This is a genomic window from Pseudomonas sp. GW821-FHT11D10 (genome assembly GCF_058808435.1).
In genome coordinates this window covers 921,268-940,379 of sequence record NZ_JBXARR010000001.1, presented here as the reverse complement: position 1 = coordinate 940,379, position 19,112 = coordinate 921,268, and the positions used below count along the sequence as shown (strand labels likewise).

The following is a 19,112-nucleotide window of genomic DNA, read 5'->3' as shown; positions in this document are numbered from 1 at the left end:
AAAAATCATAATAAAGAGAGAGCCGCCATGTCGCAGAGCGCCGCTGCCGCCCAGACCATCGATGACGATAAAAATGCCGTCTACAAACGCATCACCCTGCGTTTGATCCCCTTCATCTTCATCTGCTACCTGTTCAACTACCTCGACCGGGTCAACGTTGGATTTGCCAAACTGCAGATGCTCGACGCGCTGAAATTCAGCGAAACCGTGTACGGCCTCGGGGCCGGTATCTTCTTCATCGGCTACGTGCTGTGCGGCGTACCGAGCAACCTGGCCCTGACCAAATTCGGCCCTCGGCGCTGGATCGCGCTGATGATGATCACCTGGGGCACGCTGTCGACCTGCCTGCTGTTCGTCACCACACCGACCGAGTTCTACACCCTGCGCCTGTTCACCGGCGCTGCTGAAGCCGGGTTCTTCCCGGGCGTTGTGCTGTATCTCTCGCAGTGGTTTCCGACCTTCCGCCGTGGCCGGATCATGGCGCTGTTCATGTCGGCGATCCCGGTGTCCGGCCTGCTGGGTAGCCCGTTTTCCGGCTGGATCCTCAATCACTTCGCCGCAGGGCAAGGTGGCCTCGCCGGCTGGCAGTGGATGTTCCTGCTGCAAGGCATTCCGACCGTGGTACTGGGCGCACTCGCCTACTTCCTGCTCAGCGACAACTTCGCCAACGCCAAATGGCTGACCCCGCATGAGCGTTCGGTGCTGGAAGCCGATCAGGCCGAAGACCTGGCGAACAAGCCGAAAACCACTTCCGATTCGTTGATTGCCGTGTTCAAGAACCCGGCCATCTGGGCCTTCGGCCTGATCTACTTCTGCATCCAGAGCGGCGTGTACGCGATCAACTTCTGGCTGCCGTCGATCATCAAGAACCTCGGCTTCAGCGATAACCTGGTGATTGGCTGGTTGAGCGCTATTCCGTATCTGCTGGCGGCGGTGTTCATGCTGGTGGTCGGCCGTTCGGCGGACTTGCGTAAAGAACGCCGCTGGCATTTGGTGGTGCCGATGTTGATGGGCGCGGTTGGCCTGCTGATTGCGGTGAACTTCGCGGCGAATCCGGCGATTGCGATTCTCGGTCTGACCATTGCGACCATGGGGGCGCTGACCGGTCTGCCGATGTTCTGGCCGGTGCCGACGGCGATGCTGAGCGCAGGTGCTGCGGCGGGTGGGTTGGCATTGATCAACTCGATGGGGCAGATGGCTGGGTTCCTCAGTCCTTACCTTGTGGGCTGGGTCAAGGACAGCACCGGGTCGACGGATGCGGCGTTGTATCTGTTGGCGGGTGTGATTGTTGGCGGGAGTTTGCTGGCGTTGCGGATGACGCGGACGTTGCGGGCTTAGGCCTTAGTCGAAATACAGAAACGGCCCTTTCGGGCCGTTTTCTATTCTGGGTGTATGACTTCTGTTTTGTAGTGTCGCTGCAAACGTCACCCCCTCACCCCAGCCCTCTCCCCCAAGGGGGCGAGGGGGAAAGGGAGCCAATCTCGGTGCTTTTCAAAATCGGAGTTCGACTCGATATTTCACGTCGATATACGCGGTAAGGTGTGTTTTTCAAAGCCGGAGCTCGACCCAATATTTCAGGTCGATGTACCTCGTGAGATCACCGCAGTCGGCTCCCTCTCCCTCCGGGAGAGGGCTGGGGTGAGGGAGCTTTTGATTTTCAGCCCTCTACTTCCAGATTATCCAGCGCCCGGTTCACCGCCAGTTCACTCAGCATGATCAGTTGCGCAATGCCCAACAGCACATGCCGCTGCGATCCGTCCACCAGTCCGGCGAAGTCGGTGGCCATGGTTTTGGCGCAAGTCAGGGTTTCAGAGGCATCGGCCAGCAGTTCTTCGCTGTCGATACCGGGGGCGATGAGGTAGCGGGTGTTGGGTTTGAGCAGCGGTTTTCTGGGGAGAAGCGGATTGAGGTAATGATCGAGGGCGCGCTCGGCGGCTTCGTGGAATGTCTTGGAGTCGAGGGTTTCGTAGGGCGAAGTGGTGTCGGTTTCGGGTGGGTTGGGTGTTGGTTTGATCACGTTTGAATCTCCAAATCAGAAAAATGGAGCCATCAAACTTCGCTACCAAACGAAGAGGTGGTGGCCATACACGGGTTGGTAGACCGGTGACTTGGAGAACCGGCGCGCTCGAAAGCGCCCCACGCATGGCCACCATAAAAGCACGGACGGATGAGCGTCCGAATACGGTGAATTGCGCAACAAGTCAGATCCGGGCTACCAAACCCGATCGCTGCATTTCAGCGACGGGACAACGATAAAACCCGGCCCTTGAGCGCACAAGCCGGCGGATTCTGGCTTAGTCGTAGGCAACGGCGCAAGGTTGTGTAGCCTGGGGTGCGTGTCTGAACGTGTCCTTTAAACACCACACTTAAACACTCCGGTGTGACTGAGAACGTCACCCCCTCACCCCAGCCCTCTCCCCCAGGGGGGCGAGGGGGAAAGGGAGCCGATCTCGGTGCTTTTCAAAGCCTGAGTTCGACTCGATATTTCAGGTCGATGTACCTCGTGAGAACACCTCGGTCGGCTCCCTCTCCCTCCGGGAGAGGGCTGGGGTGAGGGAGCTCTTGATTCTAAGCCCCCGATTTCGCATCCAGCTCCAGCACCAACCCACCCGGCATCTGCACAAAAATCTGCCAGATCCTTTCCTCAGGCACCTGCGCCACCTGATAAGACAACCCACTGCCCTGCACCCGCTTCAAAACCACCGCCGCATCTTCATCGGTACGAAACGCAATATGACTTAACGCGGCCTCATCCAGCGCGGGCTGCTCAATCACATGCACCAACGCCTCCCCCTCCTGATACAACCACCGCCCGGGAAACGGAAACGGCGGCCGGCGCCCCGGCGTCAATCCCAACAACCCACCAAAAGCGTCCTGCAGCGCCTGACCGTCAGCGGTGTTGAAGGCCAGATGATCAAATGTCCACGTCATGCCTGTCTCCTGCGGTTATTCAGGATTTCAGTATCTGCGCTTGCCAATCCCGGAAAAATCCCGCAAAACGCCAAGGATCTTCAACGGATTTTTACTAATGAGCTCAATCCTCGATCTGGAAATCTTCGTCCGCACCGCCGACTCCGGCAGCATCTCCGCCGCCGCCCGGGCGCTGGAGCTGACGCCGGCCGCCGCCAGCATCGCGTTGAAACGCCTGGAAACCCGCCTCGGCATCCGCCTGTTCGCCCGCTCCACCCGCAGCATGCGCCTGACCGAGGAAGGCCGGCGTTATCTGGAAAGCGTGCGCCTGGCGCTGGCGACACTGGCCGAGGGCGAACAGGCGCTGAAGCAACAGACCGAAGGCCTGAGCGGCGTGCTGCAACTGGCGGCGCCGTCGGACTTCGGGCGCAATGTGTTGCTGCCGTGGCTGGACGATTTCAAGCGCGAGCACCCGCACATTCAGCTGCAATTGCTGCTCAACGATCGGCATGCCGATCTGTTTCGCGAGACGGTTGATGTGGCGCTGCGCTTTGGCGTGCCGAGTGATTCGACGCTGGTGGCGTTGCCGATTTTGCCTGAGCATCGTCGTGTGGCCTGCGCCAGCCCCGCGTATCTGGAACGCCACGGCACGCCGCAAAATCCTGCGGAATTGAGCGAGCACAGTGCCCTGCTCTACCTGCGAAATGGCCGGCCCTATAACACCTGGCGTTTCCATCGCGACAACGAAACGGTTGAGGTCGAAGTACGCGGCGACTACCTCAGCGACGACGGCGAAGTCGCGCGCCGTTGGGCCCTCGCCGGGCACGGCATCGCCTACAAGGCCTGGCTCGACGTGGCCGAAGACGTCCGCGCCGGGCGGCTGGTGACGCTGTTCGATGACTGGCATGGCGAGAGCGTGCCGTTCAATCTGTTGTGCCCGCATCGGGTGCAGGTGTCGGAACGGGTCAAGGTGTTGCAGGCGTTTTTGCGCGAACGTTGCGAGGCGTTGCGCCGATAAATTCACTTTGCCGCACCGGGCGCTTCTGGTATTTGATGGAAGCTTTCCCACCGACAAAAGGATTTCGGCATGAGCTATCGCACACTGGGGCACTCGGGGTTGCAGGTGTCCACCCTCACCCTCGGCACGATGATGTTCGGCGAGCAGACCAGCGCAGAAGACTCGCTGCGCATCATCGACAAGGCCTGGGATCAGGGCATCAATTTCATCGACACGGCTGACGTCTACACCAACGGCCGCTCGGAAGAGATCGTCGGTGAGGCCATCGCCCGTCATCGGCATGAATGGGTGCTGGCGACCAAGGTCGGCTTCGGCCCGGTGGATGGCGTTCCGAACCGCAGAGGTTTGAGCCGCAAACACATCTTCAATGGCTTGGAGGCCAGCCTGACCCGGCTCGGCACCGACTACCTCGACATCTATTACCTGCACCGCGAAGACCACAGCACGCCGCTGGAGGTGACGATTTCGGCGATTGGCGATCTGATTCGCCAAGGCAAGATCCGTTATTGGGGCCTGTCGAACTATCGCGGCTGGCGGATTGCCGAGGTGATTCGCGTGGCGGACAAACTCGGCGTTGATCGCCCGGTGATCAGCCAGCCGCTGTACAACATCGTCAACCGTCAGGCCGAAACCGAGCAGATCACCGCCGCCCAGACTTACGGCCTCGGCGTAGTGCCTTACAGCCCGCTGGCCCGTGGCGTGCTCAGCGGCAAGTACGCACCGGACGTGACCCCGGACGCCAACAGCCGCGCCGGGCGTCAGGACAAACGGATTCTGGAGACTGAGTGGCGCGTGGAGTCGTTGCGCATTGCCCAGCAGATTCAGCAATACACCAAAGAGCGTGGGGTCGGGATTGTCGAGTTTGCGATTGCCTGGGTGCTGAACAACGGCGCGGTGACGTCGGCGATTGTCGGGCCGCGTACTGAGGAACAGTGGGATGCGTACACCAAGGCGCAGGCGGTGAAGATTACGGCGGAGGATGAGGCGTTTATCGATTCGCTGGTGACGCCGGGGCATGCGTCGACGCCGGGGTTTAATGATGTGAGCCATTTTGTGTCGGGCCGGAAATTGCGCCAGGCTTGAGATCGCTGCCCTCACCCTAACCCTCTCCCGGAGGGAGAGGGAACCGATCCGGGGATATTCAGCCTATTCTTCTTCCTGATAGTGCTGACTGAATCCGAAATCAATTGGGTCTCACAGGTCGCAGTAGTTCTTAAGACACCTCGGTCAGTCCCCTCTCCCTCCGGGAGAGGGTTAGGGTGAGGGGCTTTTTGGATCATGTAGAAAATATTGCCCACCCCGACCAATATTCACCACAAAAACCACGTATCCTGCGCGCCCCGTTTCACCATCACCCCCGCGAGGACAGTTTGTCTAAAGGTATCGCTCTATCGGTAACAGCCTCGACGCTGTTTGCCGTCATGTATTACTACACCTCGTTGCTCACCCCGTTGAGTGGCGTGGAAATCTTCGGTTGGCGGATGCTGCTGACCGTGCCCTGCATGACCGTGTTCATGCTGGTATCCGGCGAATGGCGGCGCGTGCTCGAACTGCTGCGCCGGATCCCTGCGCTGCCGAAGTTGATCGGTGGTCTGATCGTTTCGTCCGCGTTGCTCGGCGTGCAGTTGTGGCTGTTCATGTGGGCGCCGCTCAACGGCTACAGCCTCGATGTGTCGCTGGGCTACTTCCTGTTGCCGCTGGCCATGGTCCTGACCGGCCGCATCGCTTATGGCGAAAGCCTGTCGTACCTGCAAAAAGTCGCAGTGTTTTTTGCCAGCCTCGGCGTGTTGAACGAGTTGTATCAGGTCGGCGGTTTTTCCTGGGCGACGCTGGTGGTGGTCGTCGGTTATCCGCTGTACTTCGTGCTGCGCAAATACCTCAAGACCGACAACCTCGGCGGTTTGTGGGTCGACATGACTTTGATGCTGCCGGTGGCGTACTGGTTTGTGCGCGGCGGCGAACAGGGTTTCGGTGTGTTCGATCAGTACCCGGCGCTGACCTGGCTGATTCCGCTGCTCGGTCTGATCAGTGCCTCGGCACTGGTGGTCTACATCATCGCCAGCCGCTTGCTGCCGTTCAGCCTGTTTGGTTTGTTGAGTTACGTTGAGCCGGTGCTGTTGCTCGGTGTGGCGCTGTTGCTTGGCGAGAGCATCAAGCCCGGTGAATGGCTGACCTACATCCCGATCTGGCTCGCCGTCGTGGTGCTGGTGTTTGAAGGCTTCAAGCACCTGATGCGCCAACGGCGCCCGTAAGGCGCGCAATAAAAAGCCCGGCCTGCACAATTGCAGGCCGGGCTTTTTTACATCTGGTGCGGATTACTCGGTGGCGAGCACGCCACGACGCACTTGGTCACGCTCGATCGATTCGAACAGTGCCTTGAAGTTGCCTTCGCCGAAACCATCGTCGCCTTTGCGCTGGATGAATTCGAAGAACACCGGGCCCATCAGGGTTTCCGAGAAGATCTGCAGCAGCAGACGCTTGTCTTCTTTATCCGATGCACCGTCGAGCAGGATGCCGCGCGATTGCAGTTGATCGACTGGCTCGCCGTGGTTCGGCAGGCGGCCTTCGAGCATTTCGTAGTAGGTGTCCGGCGGCGCGGTCATGAAGCGCATGCCGATCTTCTTCAATTGATCCCAGGTCTTGACCAGGTCGTCGGTGAGGAACGCCACGTGCTGGATGCCTTCGCCGTTGAACTGCATCAGGAACTCTTCGATCTGCCCGGCGCCCTTCGACGATTCTTCGTTGAGCGGGATGCGGATCATGCCGTCCGGTGCGGTCATCGCTTTCGAGGTCAGGCCGGTGTATTCGCCCTTGATGTCGAAGTAGCGGATTTCGCGGAAGTTGAACAGCTTCTCGTAGAAGTTCGCCCAGTAAGCCATGCGGCCGCGATACACGTTGTGGGTCAGGTGGTCGATGATCTTCAGGCCGGCACCGACCGGGTTGCGGTCAACGCCTTCCAGGAACACGAAGTCGATGTCATAGATAGAGCTGCCTTCGCCGAAACGGTCGATCAGGTACAGCGGCGCGCCGCCAATGCCTTTGATCGCCGGCAGGTTCAGTTCCATCGGGCCGGTTTCGATGTGGATCGGCTGTGCGCCCAGTTCCAGTGCGCGGTTGTAGGCCTTCTGCGAATCCTTGACCCGGAACGCCATGCCGCACACCGACGGGCCGTGTTCGGCCGCGAAGTACGAAGCAACGCTGTGGGGTTCGTTGTTGAGGATCAGGTTGATCGCGCCCTGACGATACAGGTGCACGTTCTTGGAACGGTGGGTCGCGACCTTGGTGAAGCCCATGATCTCGAAGATCGGCTCCAGGGTGCCAGGGGTCGGCGATGCGAACTCGATGAATTCGAAGCCCATCAGGCCCATTGGGTTTTCGTATAAATCTGCCATGGTTGGCGCCTCATCATTCTTATCAATTAACCAGAGTTATTTGTCAGTAATGCTGAGACCGGTGGGTGGCGCACAGGAGATGCCACGCACACTGCGGGCGAGGAAGTCACCGTAGATCAGTTGAAACCCGAATATCTTCATTGTCGACCCAAGGCTCTTGCGGGCGAGGCTTCTGCTGCCAGAAGACGATTATTATTGTATGCGTAACCCGATTCTACACAGCGTAAATAGGGTTGTCTGCCCTCTCTATAAAATCCGCTTTTTTCGGCCCGGTGCAAGGGGTTTGTTGCACAGCCAGATGCCCGCCAGAATCAGCACGCCGCCCAGGCACATGGCCAGCGTCAGCTGTTCGCCCAGCAGGATTGCACCGGCCAGCACGGCGGTCAGCGGGTTGAGCGCAATGAACACGCCGGAGCGCGTGGCGCCGATTTTGCGGATGCCATCGTAGTAACCGATGTAGGCCAGCGCCGAGCCGAGCACGCCCAGATAGGCCAGGCTCAGCCATTGGTGCGTGCCAAGTGCGGCCAGCGCTGCAACGTCGACTTCGCCCCGGGTCAGGGCCAGCGCCCACAACATCAGGGTGCCCAGCAGAATCGAAAAGGTCACGGTCTGCACCGGGCCGATGCTCTGGTTGAGGCTGCGGGAGAACAGCGAATAGACGCCCCAGCTCAAAACGCAGCCGAGGATCAGCAGATCGCCAATCCACGCGTCCGGCGTTTCGCTCAACAGCTGCGGATTCCGGCTGACGATCACCACGCCCGCCCCGCCGATGCAGATCGCAATCCCGATCATCTTCAACCGGCTCAGCCGCTCCTTGAACAGCAGCCATGACGCCAGACCAATGACCGCCGGGTTCAGCGCCACAATCAACGAGGCCCGGGAAGCGTTGATGTATTGCAACCCGTAAAAGAAGCACAGGTTGTAGAAGAAAATCCCGAAGAACCCCAGCAACACAAGTTGCAGCCATTGCCGGGGCGTGGGCCGTGCCAACCGGACTTGAGCGAGCCTTAAACACACGACCAACGCCACGCTGGCCAGCAGAAACCGCAGGCTGGCGGCAAACACCGGGCTCAGGCTGCCGGCCAGAAACCGCCCGGCCACCCACGTTCCGCCCCAGATCATGGTGACCAGGGCCAGGTTCAAATACACGGGCATGTCCGAGGCGGCCGGACGAACAGGTTCATGACAACTCATAACGCTCCCAACGATGAGACTGACGGATGACGTATCATTCGATTGATTCCTCATCATCGTAAAATGAGTCTTTACTCATGACCCTGACCCAACTCGAAATCTTCTCGCTGGTGGCCGAGCTGCGCGGTTTCACCCTCGCCGCCCATCGTCTGGGGATTTCCCAGTCGGCGGTGTCCCACGCCTTGAAATCTCTGGAGCAGGAACTGGGCGTCGAGCTGCTGCGCCGCCATCAATCGCAAGTGGAACTGAGCGACATCGGCGAACAACTGCTGCTGCGGGCGCGAGCGATGCTCGGGTTGGCCAACACCTTGCGTCAGGAGGCGGCGGATGCGCGCGGCATGAAACGCGGCACGCTGCGCATCGGCTCGTTCGGACCGACGTCCTCGATCAAGTTGTTGCCCAGGATTTTGCAGCAGTATCGTGAGGCGCATCCGGGGATCGAAGTGCACATCGATGAAGGCCCGGATCGGCAGGTCATTCAGTGGCTGGAAGAGCGGCGGATCGATATCGGTTTTGTAGTGCTGCCCGAGGAACGCTTCGACACGTTTGCCTTGATCGAAGATCAGATGGTCGCCCTGCTCCCGCTCGGTCACCCGTTGGCGACTCACGACTCAGTGAGCCTTAACGACCTGTGCAACGATCCGTTCGTGCTGACCGAGGCCGGTTCGTCGGAGCTGGTATCGCGCCTGTTCAATGCCGCCCGGTTGAGCCCTAACATCCGCTATCGCTGCTCACAACTGCTCAGCACGCTCGACACCGTGGGCCGGGGCGATGCAATGACTGTGGTGGCGGAAGGCTCGTTGCCTCTCGATCCCGACCCGCGCTATGTCAAGCGACCGCTGTCCCCCGCCGTTACCCGGCAAGTCGGTCTGGCGGTGCTGGACCAACGTCAGGCTTCACCCGCCACGCTGGCATTCATTCAACTGGCAACACGGCTGGATTACCGTTGAGCGGCGCAGCTGTCATTGGCCATCTATCATGGGCTCAGACCTCGGGCTTTGCGCGCACGCTTCGCCTGCCATCAAGAGCCCCACTCCATCGCGACAGGATGCGCCCATGCCACTGACCGTCAGGCCCCGCCGCAAGCGCAGTACCCGGATTATCGTGACTTTGCTGTGTGGCCTCCTGCCGATCGTACTCGGCAGCGTGATTCTTTATATGCAGGCCGGACGCGCCCTTCAGCAGAGTTCGCAACACACCGCCGATGAAGCCCTGCGGCAGTTCGAACTGATGCTCGACAACACCGCCCAGGCCGCCCGCGAACTGTTGCCTTTGGCAGGCCAGACCTGCGAAACCGTCAAACTGGCCTTGCGCGAACAAGTCACCCGGCGCCCGTTTGTGCGCTCGACCAATCTGGTGTGGGACGACAATCTCTATTGCAGTTCGCTGTTCGGCGACTTCAAGGAAGCCGTGAATCCGGGCGACTACGCCCAGGGCAAGTTGTGGCTCATGAACGGCAATCCGGTCACGCCTGACACCGCGCTGCTGGTCTATCGCCTGAGCGAAGGGCGCGGCGGCGCACTCACCACGCTGGACGGCTATCACCTGAGCAACATCCTGCGCCTGATCGGTCGGCACACATTGTTGTTGCTGCAAGTCGGCAACAACTGGCTCTCCGCCGACGGCAAAGTGCATCAGGGCGCCCTGCCCGCGTTGCCGGTGGCGCAGAGTACCTTGCACTCGTCGCACTATGCGTTCTCGGTCAGCGCCGCTTTTCCGGAAGGCGAAACCTGGCGCTACATGAAAGACGAGTACCCGCCGCTGTTCAGTCTGCTGATGTTCTTCGGTGCAGTATCGGGAGCGATCGGCTACATCTTGCAGAGGCGCTCCACCTCACCCAGCCACGAAATGCTTCGGGCATTGGAAGCAGGTGAATTCATTCCCTATTTTCAACCAGTGGTGCACGGCGACAGCAAGCGCTGGTCGGGCACGGAAGTGCTGATGCGCTGGAACCATCCCAAGGAGGGACTGGTGCGTCCGGATCTGTTCATACCCTTTGCCGAACACTCCGGGCTGATCGTACCGATGACCCGCGCCTTGATGCAGCAGACCGCTGTCGTGCTGGGTCCGCTGTCATCGACCTTTACCGCGCCATTCCACATCGGCATCAACATCACTGCGAGCCACTGCCACGATCTGGAGCTGGTGGAGGATTGCCGTGAATTTTTGTCAGCGTTCCAGCCCGGCAGCATCAGCCTGGTTCTTGAGCTGACCGAACGCGAGCTGATCGAGCCGTCCGACATCACCCATCAACTGTTCGCGCAACTGCGTGCGATGGGCGTGAAGATCGCGATTGACGACTTTGGTACCGGCCATTCAAGCCTTGGCTACTTGAGGACTTTCAATGTCGACTTCCTCAAGATCGACCAGACATTCGTGGCCATGATCGATAAAGATGCCCTGTCCCGGCATATTCTGGACAGCATCATCGAGCTCTCCACCAAACTGGATCTGGGCATTGTGGCCGAAGGTGTCGAGACGCAAGCCCAGTGCGATTACCTGGCCGCTCATCATGTCAACTTTCTGCAAGGCTACCTTTTCGGCAAACCGATGCCGGCTGCAGACTTCATCGAAGCATTAACTCATCATTAACTTGGCGGGATAAATCCTGACTCGCCGACAGCTCGCACCAAATTGATACAAAACAGCGTTGTTGTTACATGAAGAAAAAGTCAGGATTTACTCTTGCCGCATTAACTACTACAATTTTTCTTACCTGTTGCAAGATGGGCAGGTGAGCCATTATCACCGAGTCGCTTCAAGGCTCTTGGCTTATAGCTTTGTTTGCGGTTGGTATCAGCCAAACACACTATTGGAGTAAAGATATTGTCCAGACTCGCTGAATTTCGTGCAGCTGAAAAGGCCCTTCAGGAACAGCTCAAGCAGCTGGAATCGCTGAAGAACGATGCCGGGCTCAAGAAAGAAATCGAATTCGAAGAAAAGCTCCAGGGGCTGATGAAAACCTACGGCAAAGGCCTGAAAGACATCATCGCCATTCTCGATCCGAACCCGGCGAAATCCGGCCTGCAATCGACCGCCGCACCTAAAACTCGCCGCGCTCGCGTGGTCAAGGTCTATCAGAACCCGCACACCGGCGAGCTGATCGAGACCAAGGGTGGCAACCACCGTGGCCTGAAGGCCTGGAAGGAACAATACGGTGCAGCCACCGTTGATTCCTGGTTGCGCGGTTAATCCCTCGCAAATATGAAAGCCCTGCATATGCAGGGCTTTTTTTCGGACAATATTTAACAAATGCAACGATTTTTCTGGCGGGCAAGTTGAGTCTCGAACCGCTGTCGCGCTGAAACTATGCTTCCGAATGTTGCCCCGTTAGCCGGAGATTAACTTTATGTTTAATCAGTTCCGGTATCTAACATCAGGCTGACCACGAACAGACGATTAGAATTTCAAGCTGTTTCGCGCAGCCACTATGTCGTCGCCGCTCGCCTTATAAACCTCTGCCTGCCCGGCATACGAAAGTACGTAAGCCTTATCCGCCTCGACCGCTGCAACCAATGTTTGCGACAACACATGACGGCCGTTTTCAGTCACCGTACAAGTGGTCTCAAGCGCGGTCAGCGAGCCCAGCGTACTCGGGTGAACCTTGTTGCAGACACTCTGATAACCGCTCTGGAAAAAGTCTTTCTGCACCGACTTGCGCATCTCCAGCAACACGCCTTGCAAGTTGACCTGATGACCATTTTCCACGCGGGTCATCGTCAACTCCATCACCATCACCTGATTGCCATCGGCGTCAGTCTTCACTGCGCGCTGACGGGAGACTTGCGGGGAGGTTTCGGGCAGCGCCTCGACTTCCCAGCCGGCGGGCCAAGTGATGCTCGGCGCCTCGGCAAAGGCCGGCAGAGCAAGCAGGGAAAAACCCAGGAAAACGAACAGCGATTTGAACGGTCGGATCATTACCAGAGGCACTCGCGGATTGAGCCGTAAAGTCTGAGGCCCGCCCGCTCGCAGGGCAAGCCCGCGCTTTCGGTTTGGCGATGCTGCCAGGCATGCGTATCATTGCGCCCATTCACTCGCCCCAATTTGTTACGGAGGGCCCATGAGCCTGCAAGAACTGAACACCTTCCCTGGCGTCACCGCCACCCCGGACAGCGCAACCCGCAACTTCGTGTTCAACCACACCATGCTGCGCGTCAAAGACATCACCAAGTCGCTGGATTTCTACACCCGCGTATTGGGTTTCTCGCTGGTAGAGAAGCGTGATTTCCCGGAAGCGGAATTCAGCCTGTACTTCCTCGCCCTGGTCGACAAATCGCAGATCCCGGCCGACGCCGCTGCCCGCACCGAGTGGATGAAGTCGATTCCCGGCATTCTGGAACTGACCCACAACCACGGCACCGAAAACGACGCAGATTTCGCCTACCACAATGGCAACACCGATCCGCGCGGTTTCGGCCACATCTGCATTTCGGTGCCGGACATCGTCGCCGCCTGCGCACGCTTTGAAGAACTGGGCTGCGATTTCCAGAAGCGCCTGACCGATGGCCGCATGAAGAGCCTGGCGTTCATCAAGGATCCGGATGGCTACTGGGTCGAGATCATCCAGCCAGCGCCGCTGTAAAGCTGAACCCGGGTAGAAAGCACCCCGCAAAGAAAAACCCCCATCATCACTGATGGGGGTTTTCTTTTTTCAGGCCCGGGATTTACGCCGGAGCCGAAGTGCGGATCAGATGATCGAAAGCGCTGAGGGAAGCCTTGGCGCCCTCGCCCACCGCGATCACGATCTGCTTGTACGGCACGGTGGTCACGTCGCCGGCAGCGAAGATGCCCGGGATCGAAGTTTCACCGCGGTTGTCGACGATGATCTCGCCGCGCGGCGACAGCTCGATGGTGCCTTTGAGCCAATCGGTGTTGGGCAACAGGCCGATCTGCACGAAGATCCCTTCCAGCTCGACCGTGCGCAGCTCGTCAGTATTGCGATCCTTGTAACGCAGGCCATTGACCTTCTGGCCATCGCCGGTGACTTCAGTGGTCAGCGCACTAGTGATCACGGTGACGTTCGGCAGGCTGTGCAGCTTGCGTTGCAATACGGCGTCGGCGCGCAACTGAACGTCGAACTCCAGCAGGGTCACGTGGGACACGATACCGGCCAGGTCGATGGCCGCTTCGACGCCGGAGTTACCGCCGCCAATCACCGCCACACGCTTGCCTTTGAACAGCGGGCCGTCGCAGTGCGGGCAGTACGCCACGCCTTTGTTGCGGTATTCCTGCTCGCCCGGCACGTTCATTTCACGCCACCGCGCGCCGGTCGCCAGAATCACGCTCTTGGCCTTGAGGGTCGCGCCGCTGGCGAAACGAACTTCATGCAGCTCGCCATTCTTGCCCGGGATCAACTTGTCGGCGCGCTGCAGGTTCATGATGTCGACGTCGTATTGCTTGACGTGTTCTTCCAGCGCAGTCGCCAGTTTCGGGCCTTCGGTTTCCTGCACGGAAATGAAGTTCTCGATGGCCATGGTGTCCAGCACCTGACCGCCGAAGCGCTCGGCTGCTACGCCGGTGCGAATGCCTTTACGTGCGGCGTAGATCGCCGCCGACGCACCGGCTGGGCCACCGCCGACCACCAGCACATCAAAGGCTTGCTTGGCGCTGATTTTCTCGGCCTGACGCTCGATGGCGCCAGTGTCGAGCTTGGCGAGGATTTCTTCCAGGCCCATGCGGCCCTGACCGAAGTTTTCACCGTTCAGGTAGATGCTCGGCACGGCCATGATCTTGCGATCGTTGACTTCGTCCTGGAACAGCGCGCCGTCGATGGCGACGTGGCGGATGTTCGGGTTCAGCACGGCCATCAGGTTCAGCGCCTGAACGACGTCCGGGCAGTTCTGGCAGGACAGCGAGAAGTAAGTCTCGAAGGTGAACTCGCCCTTCAGCGAGCGGATCTGTTCGATCACTTCGACACTGGCCTTCGAAGGGTGGCCGCCGACTTGCAGCAGGGCCAGCACCAGCGAAGTGAATTCATGGCCCATCGGGATGCCGGCGAAACGCAGGCTGATGTCGGCACCCGGGCGGTTGATCGAGAACGACGGTTTGCGTGCATCGTCGCCGCTGTCGATCAAGGTAATCTGATGCGAAAGACTGGCAACGTCTTTCAGCAGGTCGAGCATTTCACGGGATTTCGCACCGTCGTCGAGTGAAGCAACGATCTCGATCGGCTGGGTGACCCGTTCCAGGTACGATTTCAACTGGGCTTTAAGATTGGCGTCCAACATACGGGCGATCTCCTGACTTTATTTGAGGCGAAAAAAAGCCCGAGCGAATCTCGCCCGGGCTTTTCTATTGGGCGGTGCAGCTTACTTGAGTAGGTGCGGAGTCCCGCCCTGCATTGCGCGTGTCACAGACTTAGATCTTGCCGACCAGGTCCAGGGACGGAGCCAGCGTGGCCTCGCCTTCTTTCCACTTGGCCGGGCAAACTTCGCCTGGGTGAGCAGCGACGTACTGAGCAGCCTTGATTTTGCGCAGCAGCTCGGAAGCGTCACGGCCAACGCCGCCATCGTTCAGTTCAACGATTTTGATCTGGCCTTCAGGGTTGATCACGAAGGTGCCACGATCCGCCAGGCCAGCTTCTTCGATCAGCACGTCGAAGTTGCGGGAGATGACGTGGGTCGGGTCGCCGATCATGGTGTATTCGATTTTGCCGATGGCTGGCGAAGTGTTGTGCCAGGCAGCGTGGGCAAAGTGGGTGTCGGTCGAAACGCTGTAGATCTCTACGCCCAGTTTCTGGAAGGCGGCGTAGTTGTCAGCCAGGTCTTCGAGCTCGGTTGGGCAAACGAAGGTGAAGTCGGCCGGGTAGAAGAACACTACGGACCATTTGCCTTTCAGGTCAGCGTCCGAGACTTGTACGAAGTCGCCGTTTTTGAACGCGGTAGCTTTGAACGGTTTTACTTGGCTGTTGATGATAGGCATTGATGACTCTCCGTCAGGGTTGTGAATTCGATGGGTGAATCCTACCCAGTCACTCGACGGATGGCTCATTGGCAAACCTGATGCTGCTGATTTGTTTTCGCTATTAGCTGAGGGTATTAATAGAAGAAAACGATATCTACGGCGACAGCGGCTTATCCGTAATCCGGGCCATCCCGTGAAAGGGGCTCGCTTCAACATAGCGCATGGCGGACTTCATATCCTTCCAGCCTACGTAACTCATCAACGATTTGAGATCCCAGCCGCTTTGATGGGCCCACGTTGCAAAGCCGCGACGCAGGGAATGGCTGGTGTAGCGCTCGCCGGAGATCCCGGCGCGCTCCAGGGCCTGACGCAACAACGGAATCACGCTGTTGGCGTGCAACCCCTCCTCGCTCAGATTGCCCCAGCGGTCGACGGCGCGAAATACCGGGCCTCGCACCAGTGCCGCCTCGGTGATCCATTCGATATAAGCCTGCACCGGGCACAGCTTCAGCAGCGCCGGGGCCTGATAGGTCTGGCCGAGGTTTTCCCGATCGCCCTTGCTGCGCGGCAGATACAGGGTAATACCGCTGCCGGCGTGGGCCTGGACGTGCTCGATCTGCACTCGACACAGTTCATCACTACGAAAGCCACGCCAGAAGCCCAGCAGAATCAATGCCCGATCCCGGCAGGCCCTGAGCAATAACGGCCGGTCCTGATTCTCTCTAGCGTCCTTCATTTCCTGCTCAAGCCAGGCGACGGTCTGCTCAAGATCGCGCAACTGGAGTGGCTCGGCCTGTTTTTCCTGCGCGGGATGCAGGGCGCGAATACCCTTGAACACTTTGCGCACCACCGGCGACTTGGTGGGATCGGCGAAGCCCTGACTGTTGTGCCATTGCGCCAGCGCCGACAGACGCAACTTCAGCGTGTTGACCGACAACACGCCCGCATGCGCCACCAGATACCGCGCGATGCTGTCCGCTGTCGCCGGCAGGAACCCACCCCATACCGTTTCGAAATGCTCGACGGCCGCGCGATAACTGCGGCGGGTGTTGTCGCGAGTTGCTGCTTGCAGGTAGCGATCGATATCGCTCATGGGCTGATTTTCTCGTGGCGTACTGAGGGTTCGTGCGAAAACCGATTTTATGGGTTTCACATGGGGTAATACCAGTATATCCCGCCCGTTTATCTGTACTTGTTTCACTTTATTTTCAACATGGTACACTGCGTACCTTGGTGGCATGTACCACAGTACGAAATGGTAGGAGCAGATATGGCCCGTGGCGGCGTTAACAAAGCAGTAGTCCAGATCGCGCGCACAGCGATCCTCGCCCGTGGCGAACACCCCAGCATCGATGCAGTACGCATCGAATTGGGCAATACGGGTTCCAAAACCACGATTCATCGTTATCTGAAGGAGCTGGATGACGGCAGCGAACCGGCCGATCCTTCGGCAGAGCCCATCGATGACGAACTCCTCGCCCTCGTCACGCGCCTTGCCCAACGCCTGAAAGAGCAGGCGCAGGAGCCGATTGATCAGGCGCGCGAGCAGTACGAGCAACAGCGTCAGGCACTGGAGGACGAGCTGAATCAGCTTCGTCAGGATCATGCGCAACTGGAGAAGAAGCACGACATTCAGGCTGCCGCGCTGGCCAAGGAATCCGAAGCCCTGAGCGACACCCGCTCGATGCTGCAGACCGAGCAGACGCGCAACGCCGGGCTGAATCAGGCGTTGGCCGATTTTGAATTGCGCTTGCAGGACAAAGACGAGCAGATCCGCTCACTGGAAGAAAAGCACCTGCACGCCCGCGATGCGCTTGAGCACTACCGCAACGCCATCAAGGAACAGCGCGAGCAGGAGCAAAGCCGTCACGAAACCCAGGTTCAGCAGTTGCAGATGGAGCTGCGCCAGGCACAGCAAAGCGCACTGGTACGTCAGGACGAGATCACCCAGCTGCACCGCGACAACGAACGCCTGCTGACCGAAAATCGCGGCACCGTGCGCGAACTGAGCCTGATGCAGGATCAGCTCAAGCACAGCAATCAGCGTCAGGATCAATTGCTGGAGCAAGCCAATCGCGTCGACAGCGAACGCACCCTCCTCCAGGAACGCCTGCGCGTGGCCCTGCTGGAAAGTCAGACGCTCAAGCAGAACGTCGACGAGCAATCGCAGCTCAATCAGTCATTGGAGAAGGAATTGACCAAGGCGCAAGACAGCCTGCGCCTGGCCACCACCGTTGCGGCAGTGCCAGACGCAGCAGAACCGAAAAAGACTTAAGCGCCGACCGGCGTACGCATCGTGACAAATTCTTCGGCCGCCGTCGGGTGCACCCCGATGGTGTCGTCGAAGTCACGCTTGGTGGCGCCAGCCTTCAGCGCGATCGCCAGACCTTGCACGATCTCGCCGGCATCCGGCCCGACCATGTGACAGCCCAGCACCTTGTCGGACTTGCCATCGACCACCAGTTTCATCAGCGTGCGCTCCTGACAGTCAGTCAGGGTCAGCTTCATCGGCCGGAAGCGGCTTTCGTAGATCACGACGTCGTGACCCGCTTCCCTCGCCTCTTCTTCGGTCAGGCCGACGGTGCCGATGTTCGGCAGACTGAACACTGCCGTCGGGATCATCTTGTAATCCACCGGACGGTATTGCTCAGGCTTGAACAGACGCCGCGCCACCGCCATGCCTTCAGCCAGCGCCACTGGCGTCAACTGCACACGACCAATGACATCGCCCAGCGCAAGGATTGATGGCTCGGTGGTCTGGTATTGCTCGTCGACCTTGATGAAGCCTTTGTCGTCGAGCTGCACATCGGTGTTTTCCAGCCCAAGGTTGTCCAGCATCGGACGTCGTCCGGTGGCGTAGAACACACAATCCGCTTCCAGCACGCGACCATCCTTTAGAGTGGCCTTCAGGCTGCCGTCCGATTGCTTGTCGATACGGGCAATGTCGGCATTGAATTGCAGATCCATACCACGCTTGGTCAGTTCTTCCTGCAGATGCTTGCGAACCGAACCGTCGAAACCACGCAAGAACAGATCCCCGCGATACAGCAACGTCGTGCTGGCGCCCAGGCCATGGAAGATTCCGGCAAATTCGACGGCGATGTAACCGCCGCCAACGACCAGGACGCGCTTGGGCAGTTCTTTGAGGAAGAACGCCTGGTTCGAGCTGATCGCATGCTCATGCCCCGGAATCTCGGGGATCTGCGGCCAGCCACCGGTGGCGATCAGAATATTCTTCGCGGTGTAGCGCTCGCCGTTGACCTCAACTTCGTGCGGACCAACGATCTTGGCGTGCGCTTCATGCAGGGTCACGCCGCTGTTAACCAGCAGATTGCGATAAATGCCGTTCAGGCGATTGATCTCGCGATCCTTGTTGGCAATCAGCGTGGCCCAATCGAAATCCGCCTCGCCCAGATTCCAGCCGAAACCGGAGGACTGTTCGAAATCTTCGGCAAAGTGGGCGCCGTACACCAACAGTTTTTTCGGTACGCAACCGACGTTGACGCAGGTACCGCCCAGATAACGGCTCTCGGCCACCGCCACTTTCGCACCAAACCCGGCAGCAAAACGCGCAGCCCGCACACCGCCGGAACCGGCACCAATCACATAAAGGTCAAAATCGTAGGCCATTTCTATCTCCTCGGCAGGCGATCAGCATACCCGCCGTCGTCCGTTGGGCAAGCACTCCTGCCGAT

General features: G+C 59.1%; 18 protein-coding genes. 9 read left to right on the top strand and 9 right to left on the bottom strand.

All coding sequences use genetic code 11. The features are described from left to right. Window positions 1-27: 27 nt before the first annotated feature. Complete coding sequence (locus AC1RT4_RS04455) at window positions 28-1,338, top strand: MFS transporter (protein WP_085603380.1); 1,311 nt, start codon at window positions 28-30, stop codon at window positions 1,336-1,338. 319 nt (window positions 1,339-1,657) lie between these two features. Here AC1RT4_RS04455 and AC1RT4_RS04450 read toward each other — a convergent pair whose 3' ends face one another. Both AC1RT4_RS04450 and AC1RT4_RS04445 read right to left on the bottom strand, forming a co-directional pair. Then, the gene (locus tag AC1RT4_RS04450) at window positions 1,658-2,017 is read right to left on the bottom strand and encodes a DUF6124 family protein (protein ID WP_493083794.1); all 360 of its coding nucleotides are present in this window, start codon (window positions 2,015-2,017) and stop codon (window positions 1,658-1,660) included. 551 nt (window positions 2,018-2,568) lie between these two features. Then, window positions 2,569-2,931, bottom strand: coding sequence for a VOC family protein (locus tag AC1RT4_RS04445; RefSeq protein ID WP_493083792.1), 363 nt, complete (start codon window positions 2,929-2,931; stop codon window positions 2,569-2,571). 97 nt (window positions 2,932-3,028) lie between these two features. On the opposite strand from AC1RT4_RS04445, the gene AC1RT4_RS04440 reads away from it, so the two are divergent. The 3 genes from AC1RT4_RS04440 to rarD all read left to right on the top strand — a co-directional run bounded on the left by AC1RT4_RS04440 (window position 3,029) and on the right by rarD (window position 6,180). Beyond that, complete coding sequence (locus AC1RT4_RS04440) at window positions 3,029-3,928, top strand: LysR family transcriptional regulator (protein ID WP_493083790.1); 900 nt, start codon at window positions 3,029-3,031, stop codon at window positions 3,926-3,928. 69 nt (window positions 3,929-3,997) lie between these two features. Continuing rightward, complete coding sequence (locus AC1RT4_RS04435) at window positions 3,998-5,011, top strand: aldo/keto reductase (protein WP_493083788.1); 1,014 nt, start codon at window positions 3,998-4,000, stop codon at window positions 5,009-5,011. Window positions 5,012-5,298: 287 nt separating this feature from the next. Further along, a complete protein-coding gene (gene rarD / locus AC1RT4_RS04430) occupies window positions 5,299-6,180 on the top strand; it encodes an EamA family transporter RarD (RefSeq protein ID WP_493083786.1) in 882 nt (293 codons plus the stop codon). A 63-nt stretch (window positions 6,181-6,243) separates the two neighbouring features. Here rarD and hppD read toward each other — a convergent pair whose 3' ends face one another. Both hppD and AC1RT4_RS04420 read right to left on the bottom strand, forming a co-directional pair. Next, window positions 6,244-7,320, bottom strand: a complete 1,077-nt coding sequence (gene hppD, locus AC1RT4_RS04425) for a 4-hydroxyphenylpyruvate dioxygenase (RefSeq protein WP_007958955.1) — start codon at window positions 7,318-7,320, stop codon at window positions 6,244-6,246. Between the two features lie 246 nt (window positions 7,321-7,566). Continuing rightward, window positions 7,567-8,514, bottom strand: a complete 948-nt coding sequence (locus tag AC1RT4_RS04420; protein WP_493083784.1) for a DMT family transporter — start codon at window positions 8,512-8,514, stop codon at window positions 7,567-7,569. A 77-nt stretch (window positions 8,515-8,591) separates the two neighbouring features. Between AC1RT4_RS04420 and AC1RT4_RS04415 the strand changes: the two genes are divergently transcribed. The 3 genes from AC1RT4_RS04415 to AC1RT4_RS04405 all read left to right on the top strand — a co-directional run bounded on the left by AC1RT4_RS04415 (window position 8,592) and on the right by AC1RT4_RS04405 (window position 11,706). Next, a complete protein-coding gene (locus tag AC1RT4_RS04415; protein ID WP_493083782.1) occupies window positions 8,592-9,464 on the top strand; it encodes a LysR family transcriptional regulator in 873 nt (290 codons plus the stop codon). 106 nt (window positions 9,465-9,570) lie between these two features. Then, on the top strand, window positions 9,571-11,106 hold the full coding sequence (locus tag AC1RT4_RS04410) for an EAL domain-containing protein (protein WP_493083780.1): 1,536 nt from the start codon (window positions 9,571-9,573) through the stop codon (window positions 11,104-11,106). A gap of 234 nt (window positions 11,107-11,340) precedes the next feature. Further along, the gene (locus AC1RT4_RS04405; protein WP_011334329.1) at window positions 11,341-11,706 is read left to right on the top strand and encodes a histone-like nucleoid-structuring protein, MvaT/MvaU family; all 366 of its coding nucleotides are present in this window, start codon (window positions 11,341-11,343) and stop codon (window positions 11,704-11,706) included. Between the two features lie 207 nt (window positions 11,707-11,913). Here the strand turns inward: AC1RT4_RS04405 and AC1RT4_RS04400 are convergent, their stop codons facing one another. Next, window positions 11,914-12,432 (bottom strand): DUF4946 domain-containing protein, encoded by a 519-nt coding sequence (locus tag AC1RT4_RS04400; protein ID WP_493083777.1) that lies wholly within the window; start codon window positions 12,430-12,432, stop codon window positions 11,914-11,916. 142 nt (window positions 12,433-12,574) lie between these two features. Between AC1RT4_RS04400 and gloA the strand changes: the two genes are divergently transcribed. Then, window positions 12,575-13,096, top strand: coding sequence for a lactoylglutathione lyase (gloA, locus tag AC1RT4_RS04395; protein ID WP_065260490.1), 522 nt, complete (start codon window positions 12,575-12,577; stop codon window positions 13,094-13,096). Window positions 13,097-13,178: 82 nt separating this feature from the next. On the opposite strand, the gene ahpF is transcribed toward gloA, so the two are convergent. The 3 genes from ahpF to AC1RT4_RS04380 all read right to left on the bottom strand — a co-directional run bounded on the left by ahpF (window position 13,179) and on the right by AC1RT4_RS04380 (window position 16,510). Then, window positions 13,179-14,741: an alkyl hydroperoxide reductase subunit F gene (gene ahpF, locus AC1RT4_RS04390; RefSeq protein ID WP_493083775.1), complete on the bottom strand. Its 1,563-nt coding sequence runs from the start codon at window positions 14,739-14,741 to the stop codon at window positions 13,179-13,181. A gap of 130 nt (window positions 14,742-14,871) precedes the next feature. Then, a complete protein-coding gene (gene ahpC / locus AC1RT4_RS04385) occupies window positions 14,872-15,435 on the bottom strand; it encodes an alkyl hydroperoxide reductase subunit C (protein ID WP_003224621.1) in 564 nt (187 codons plus the stop codon). 136 nt (window positions 15,436-15,571) lie between these two features. Then, window positions 15,572-16,510, bottom strand: a complete 939-nt coding sequence (locus AC1RT4_RS04380; RefSeq protein ID WP_493083773.1) for a site-specific integrase — start codon at window positions 16,508-16,510, stop codon at window positions 15,572-15,574. A 177-nt stretch (window positions 16,511-16,687) separates the two neighbouring features. Here AC1RT4_RS04380 and AC1RT4_RS04375 point away from each other — a divergent pair, with 177 nt between their 5' ends. Next, the gene (locus AC1RT4_RS04375) at window positions 16,688-17,692 is read left to right on the top strand and encodes a DNA-binding protein (protein WP_493083771.1); all 1,005 of its coding nucleotides are present in this window, start codon (window positions 16,688-16,690) and stop codon (window positions 17,690-17,692) included. Here the strand turns inward: AC1RT4_RS04375 and gorA are convergent. Beyond that, complete coding sequence (gene gorA / locus AC1RT4_RS04370; RefSeq protein WP_493083769.1) at window positions 17,689-19,047, bottom strand: glutathione-disulfide reductase; 1,359 nt, start codon at window positions 19,045-19,047, stop codon at window positions 17,689-17,691. The genes AC1RT4_RS04375 and gorA overlap by 4 nt on opposite strands. Window positions 19,048-19,112: the final 65 nt, after the last annotated feature.

What these genes read in the sequence shown, in the direction of transcription:
- AC1RT4_RS04455 (WP_085603380.1), top strand. Translation starts at nt 28, where the DNA reads ATGTCGCAGAGCGCCGCTGCCGCCCAGACCATCGATGACGATAAAAAT.
- AC1RT4_RS04445 (WP_493083792.1), bottom strand. Translation starts at nt 2,931, where the DNA reads ATGACGTGGACATTTGATCATCTGGCCTTCAACACCGCTGACGGTCAG.
- AC1RT4_RS04440 (WP_493083790.1), top strand. Translation starts at nt 3,029, where the DNA reads ATGAGCTCAATCCTCGATCTGGAAATCTTCGTCCGCACCGCCGACTCC.
- AC1RT4_RS04435 (WP_493083788.1), top strand. Translation starts at nt 3,998, where the DNA reads ATGAGCTATCGCACACTGGGGCACTCGGGGTTGCAGGTGTCCACCCTC.
- hppD (WP_007958955.1), bottom strand. Translation starts at nt 7,320, where the DNA reads ATGGCAGATTTATACGAAAACCCAATGGGCCTGATGGGCTTCGAATTC.
- AC1RT4_RS04420 (WP_493083784.1), bottom strand. Translation starts at nt 8,514, where the DNA reads ATGAGTTGTCATGAACCTGTTCGTCCGGCCGCCTCGGACATGCCCGTG.
- AC1RT4_RS04415 (WP_493083782.1), top strand. Translation starts at nt 8,592, where the DNA reads ATGACCCTGACCCAACTCGAAATCTTCTCGCTGGTGGCCGAGCTGCGC.
- AC1RT4_RS04410 (WP_493083780.1), top strand. Translation starts at nt 9,571, where the DNA reads ATGCCACTGACCGTCAGGCCCCGCCGCAAGCGCAGTACCCGGATTATC.
- AC1RT4_RS04400 (WP_493083777.1), bottom strand. Translation starts at nt 12,432, where the DNA reads ATGATCCGACCGTTCAAATCGCTGTTCGTTTTCCTGGGTTTTTCCCTG.
- gloA (WP_065260490.1), top strand. Translation starts at nt 12,575, where the DNA reads ATGAGCCTGCAAGAACTGAACACCTTCCCTGGCGTCACCGCCACCCCG.
- ahpF (WP_493083775.1), bottom strand. Translation starts at nt 14,741, where the DNA reads ATGTTGGACGCCAATCTTAAAGCCCAGTTGAAATCGTACCTGGAACGG.
- ahpC (WP_003224621.1), bottom strand. Translation starts at nt 15,435, where the DNA reads ATGCCTATCATCAACAGCCAAGTAAAACCGTTCAAAGCTACCGCGTTC.
- AC1RT4_RS04380 (WP_493083773.1), bottom strand. Translation starts at nt 16,510, where the DNA reads ATGAGCGATATCGATCGCTACCTGCAAGCAGCAACTCGCGACAACACC.
- AC1RT4_RS04375 (WP_493083771.1), top strand. Translation starts at nt 16,688, where the DNA reads ATGGCCCGTGGCGGCGTTAACAAAGCAGTAGTCCAGATCGCGCGCACA.
- gorA (WP_493083769.1), bottom strand. Translation starts at nt 19,047, where the DNA reads ATGGCCTACGATTTTGACCTTTATGTGATTGGTGCCGGTTCCGGCGGT.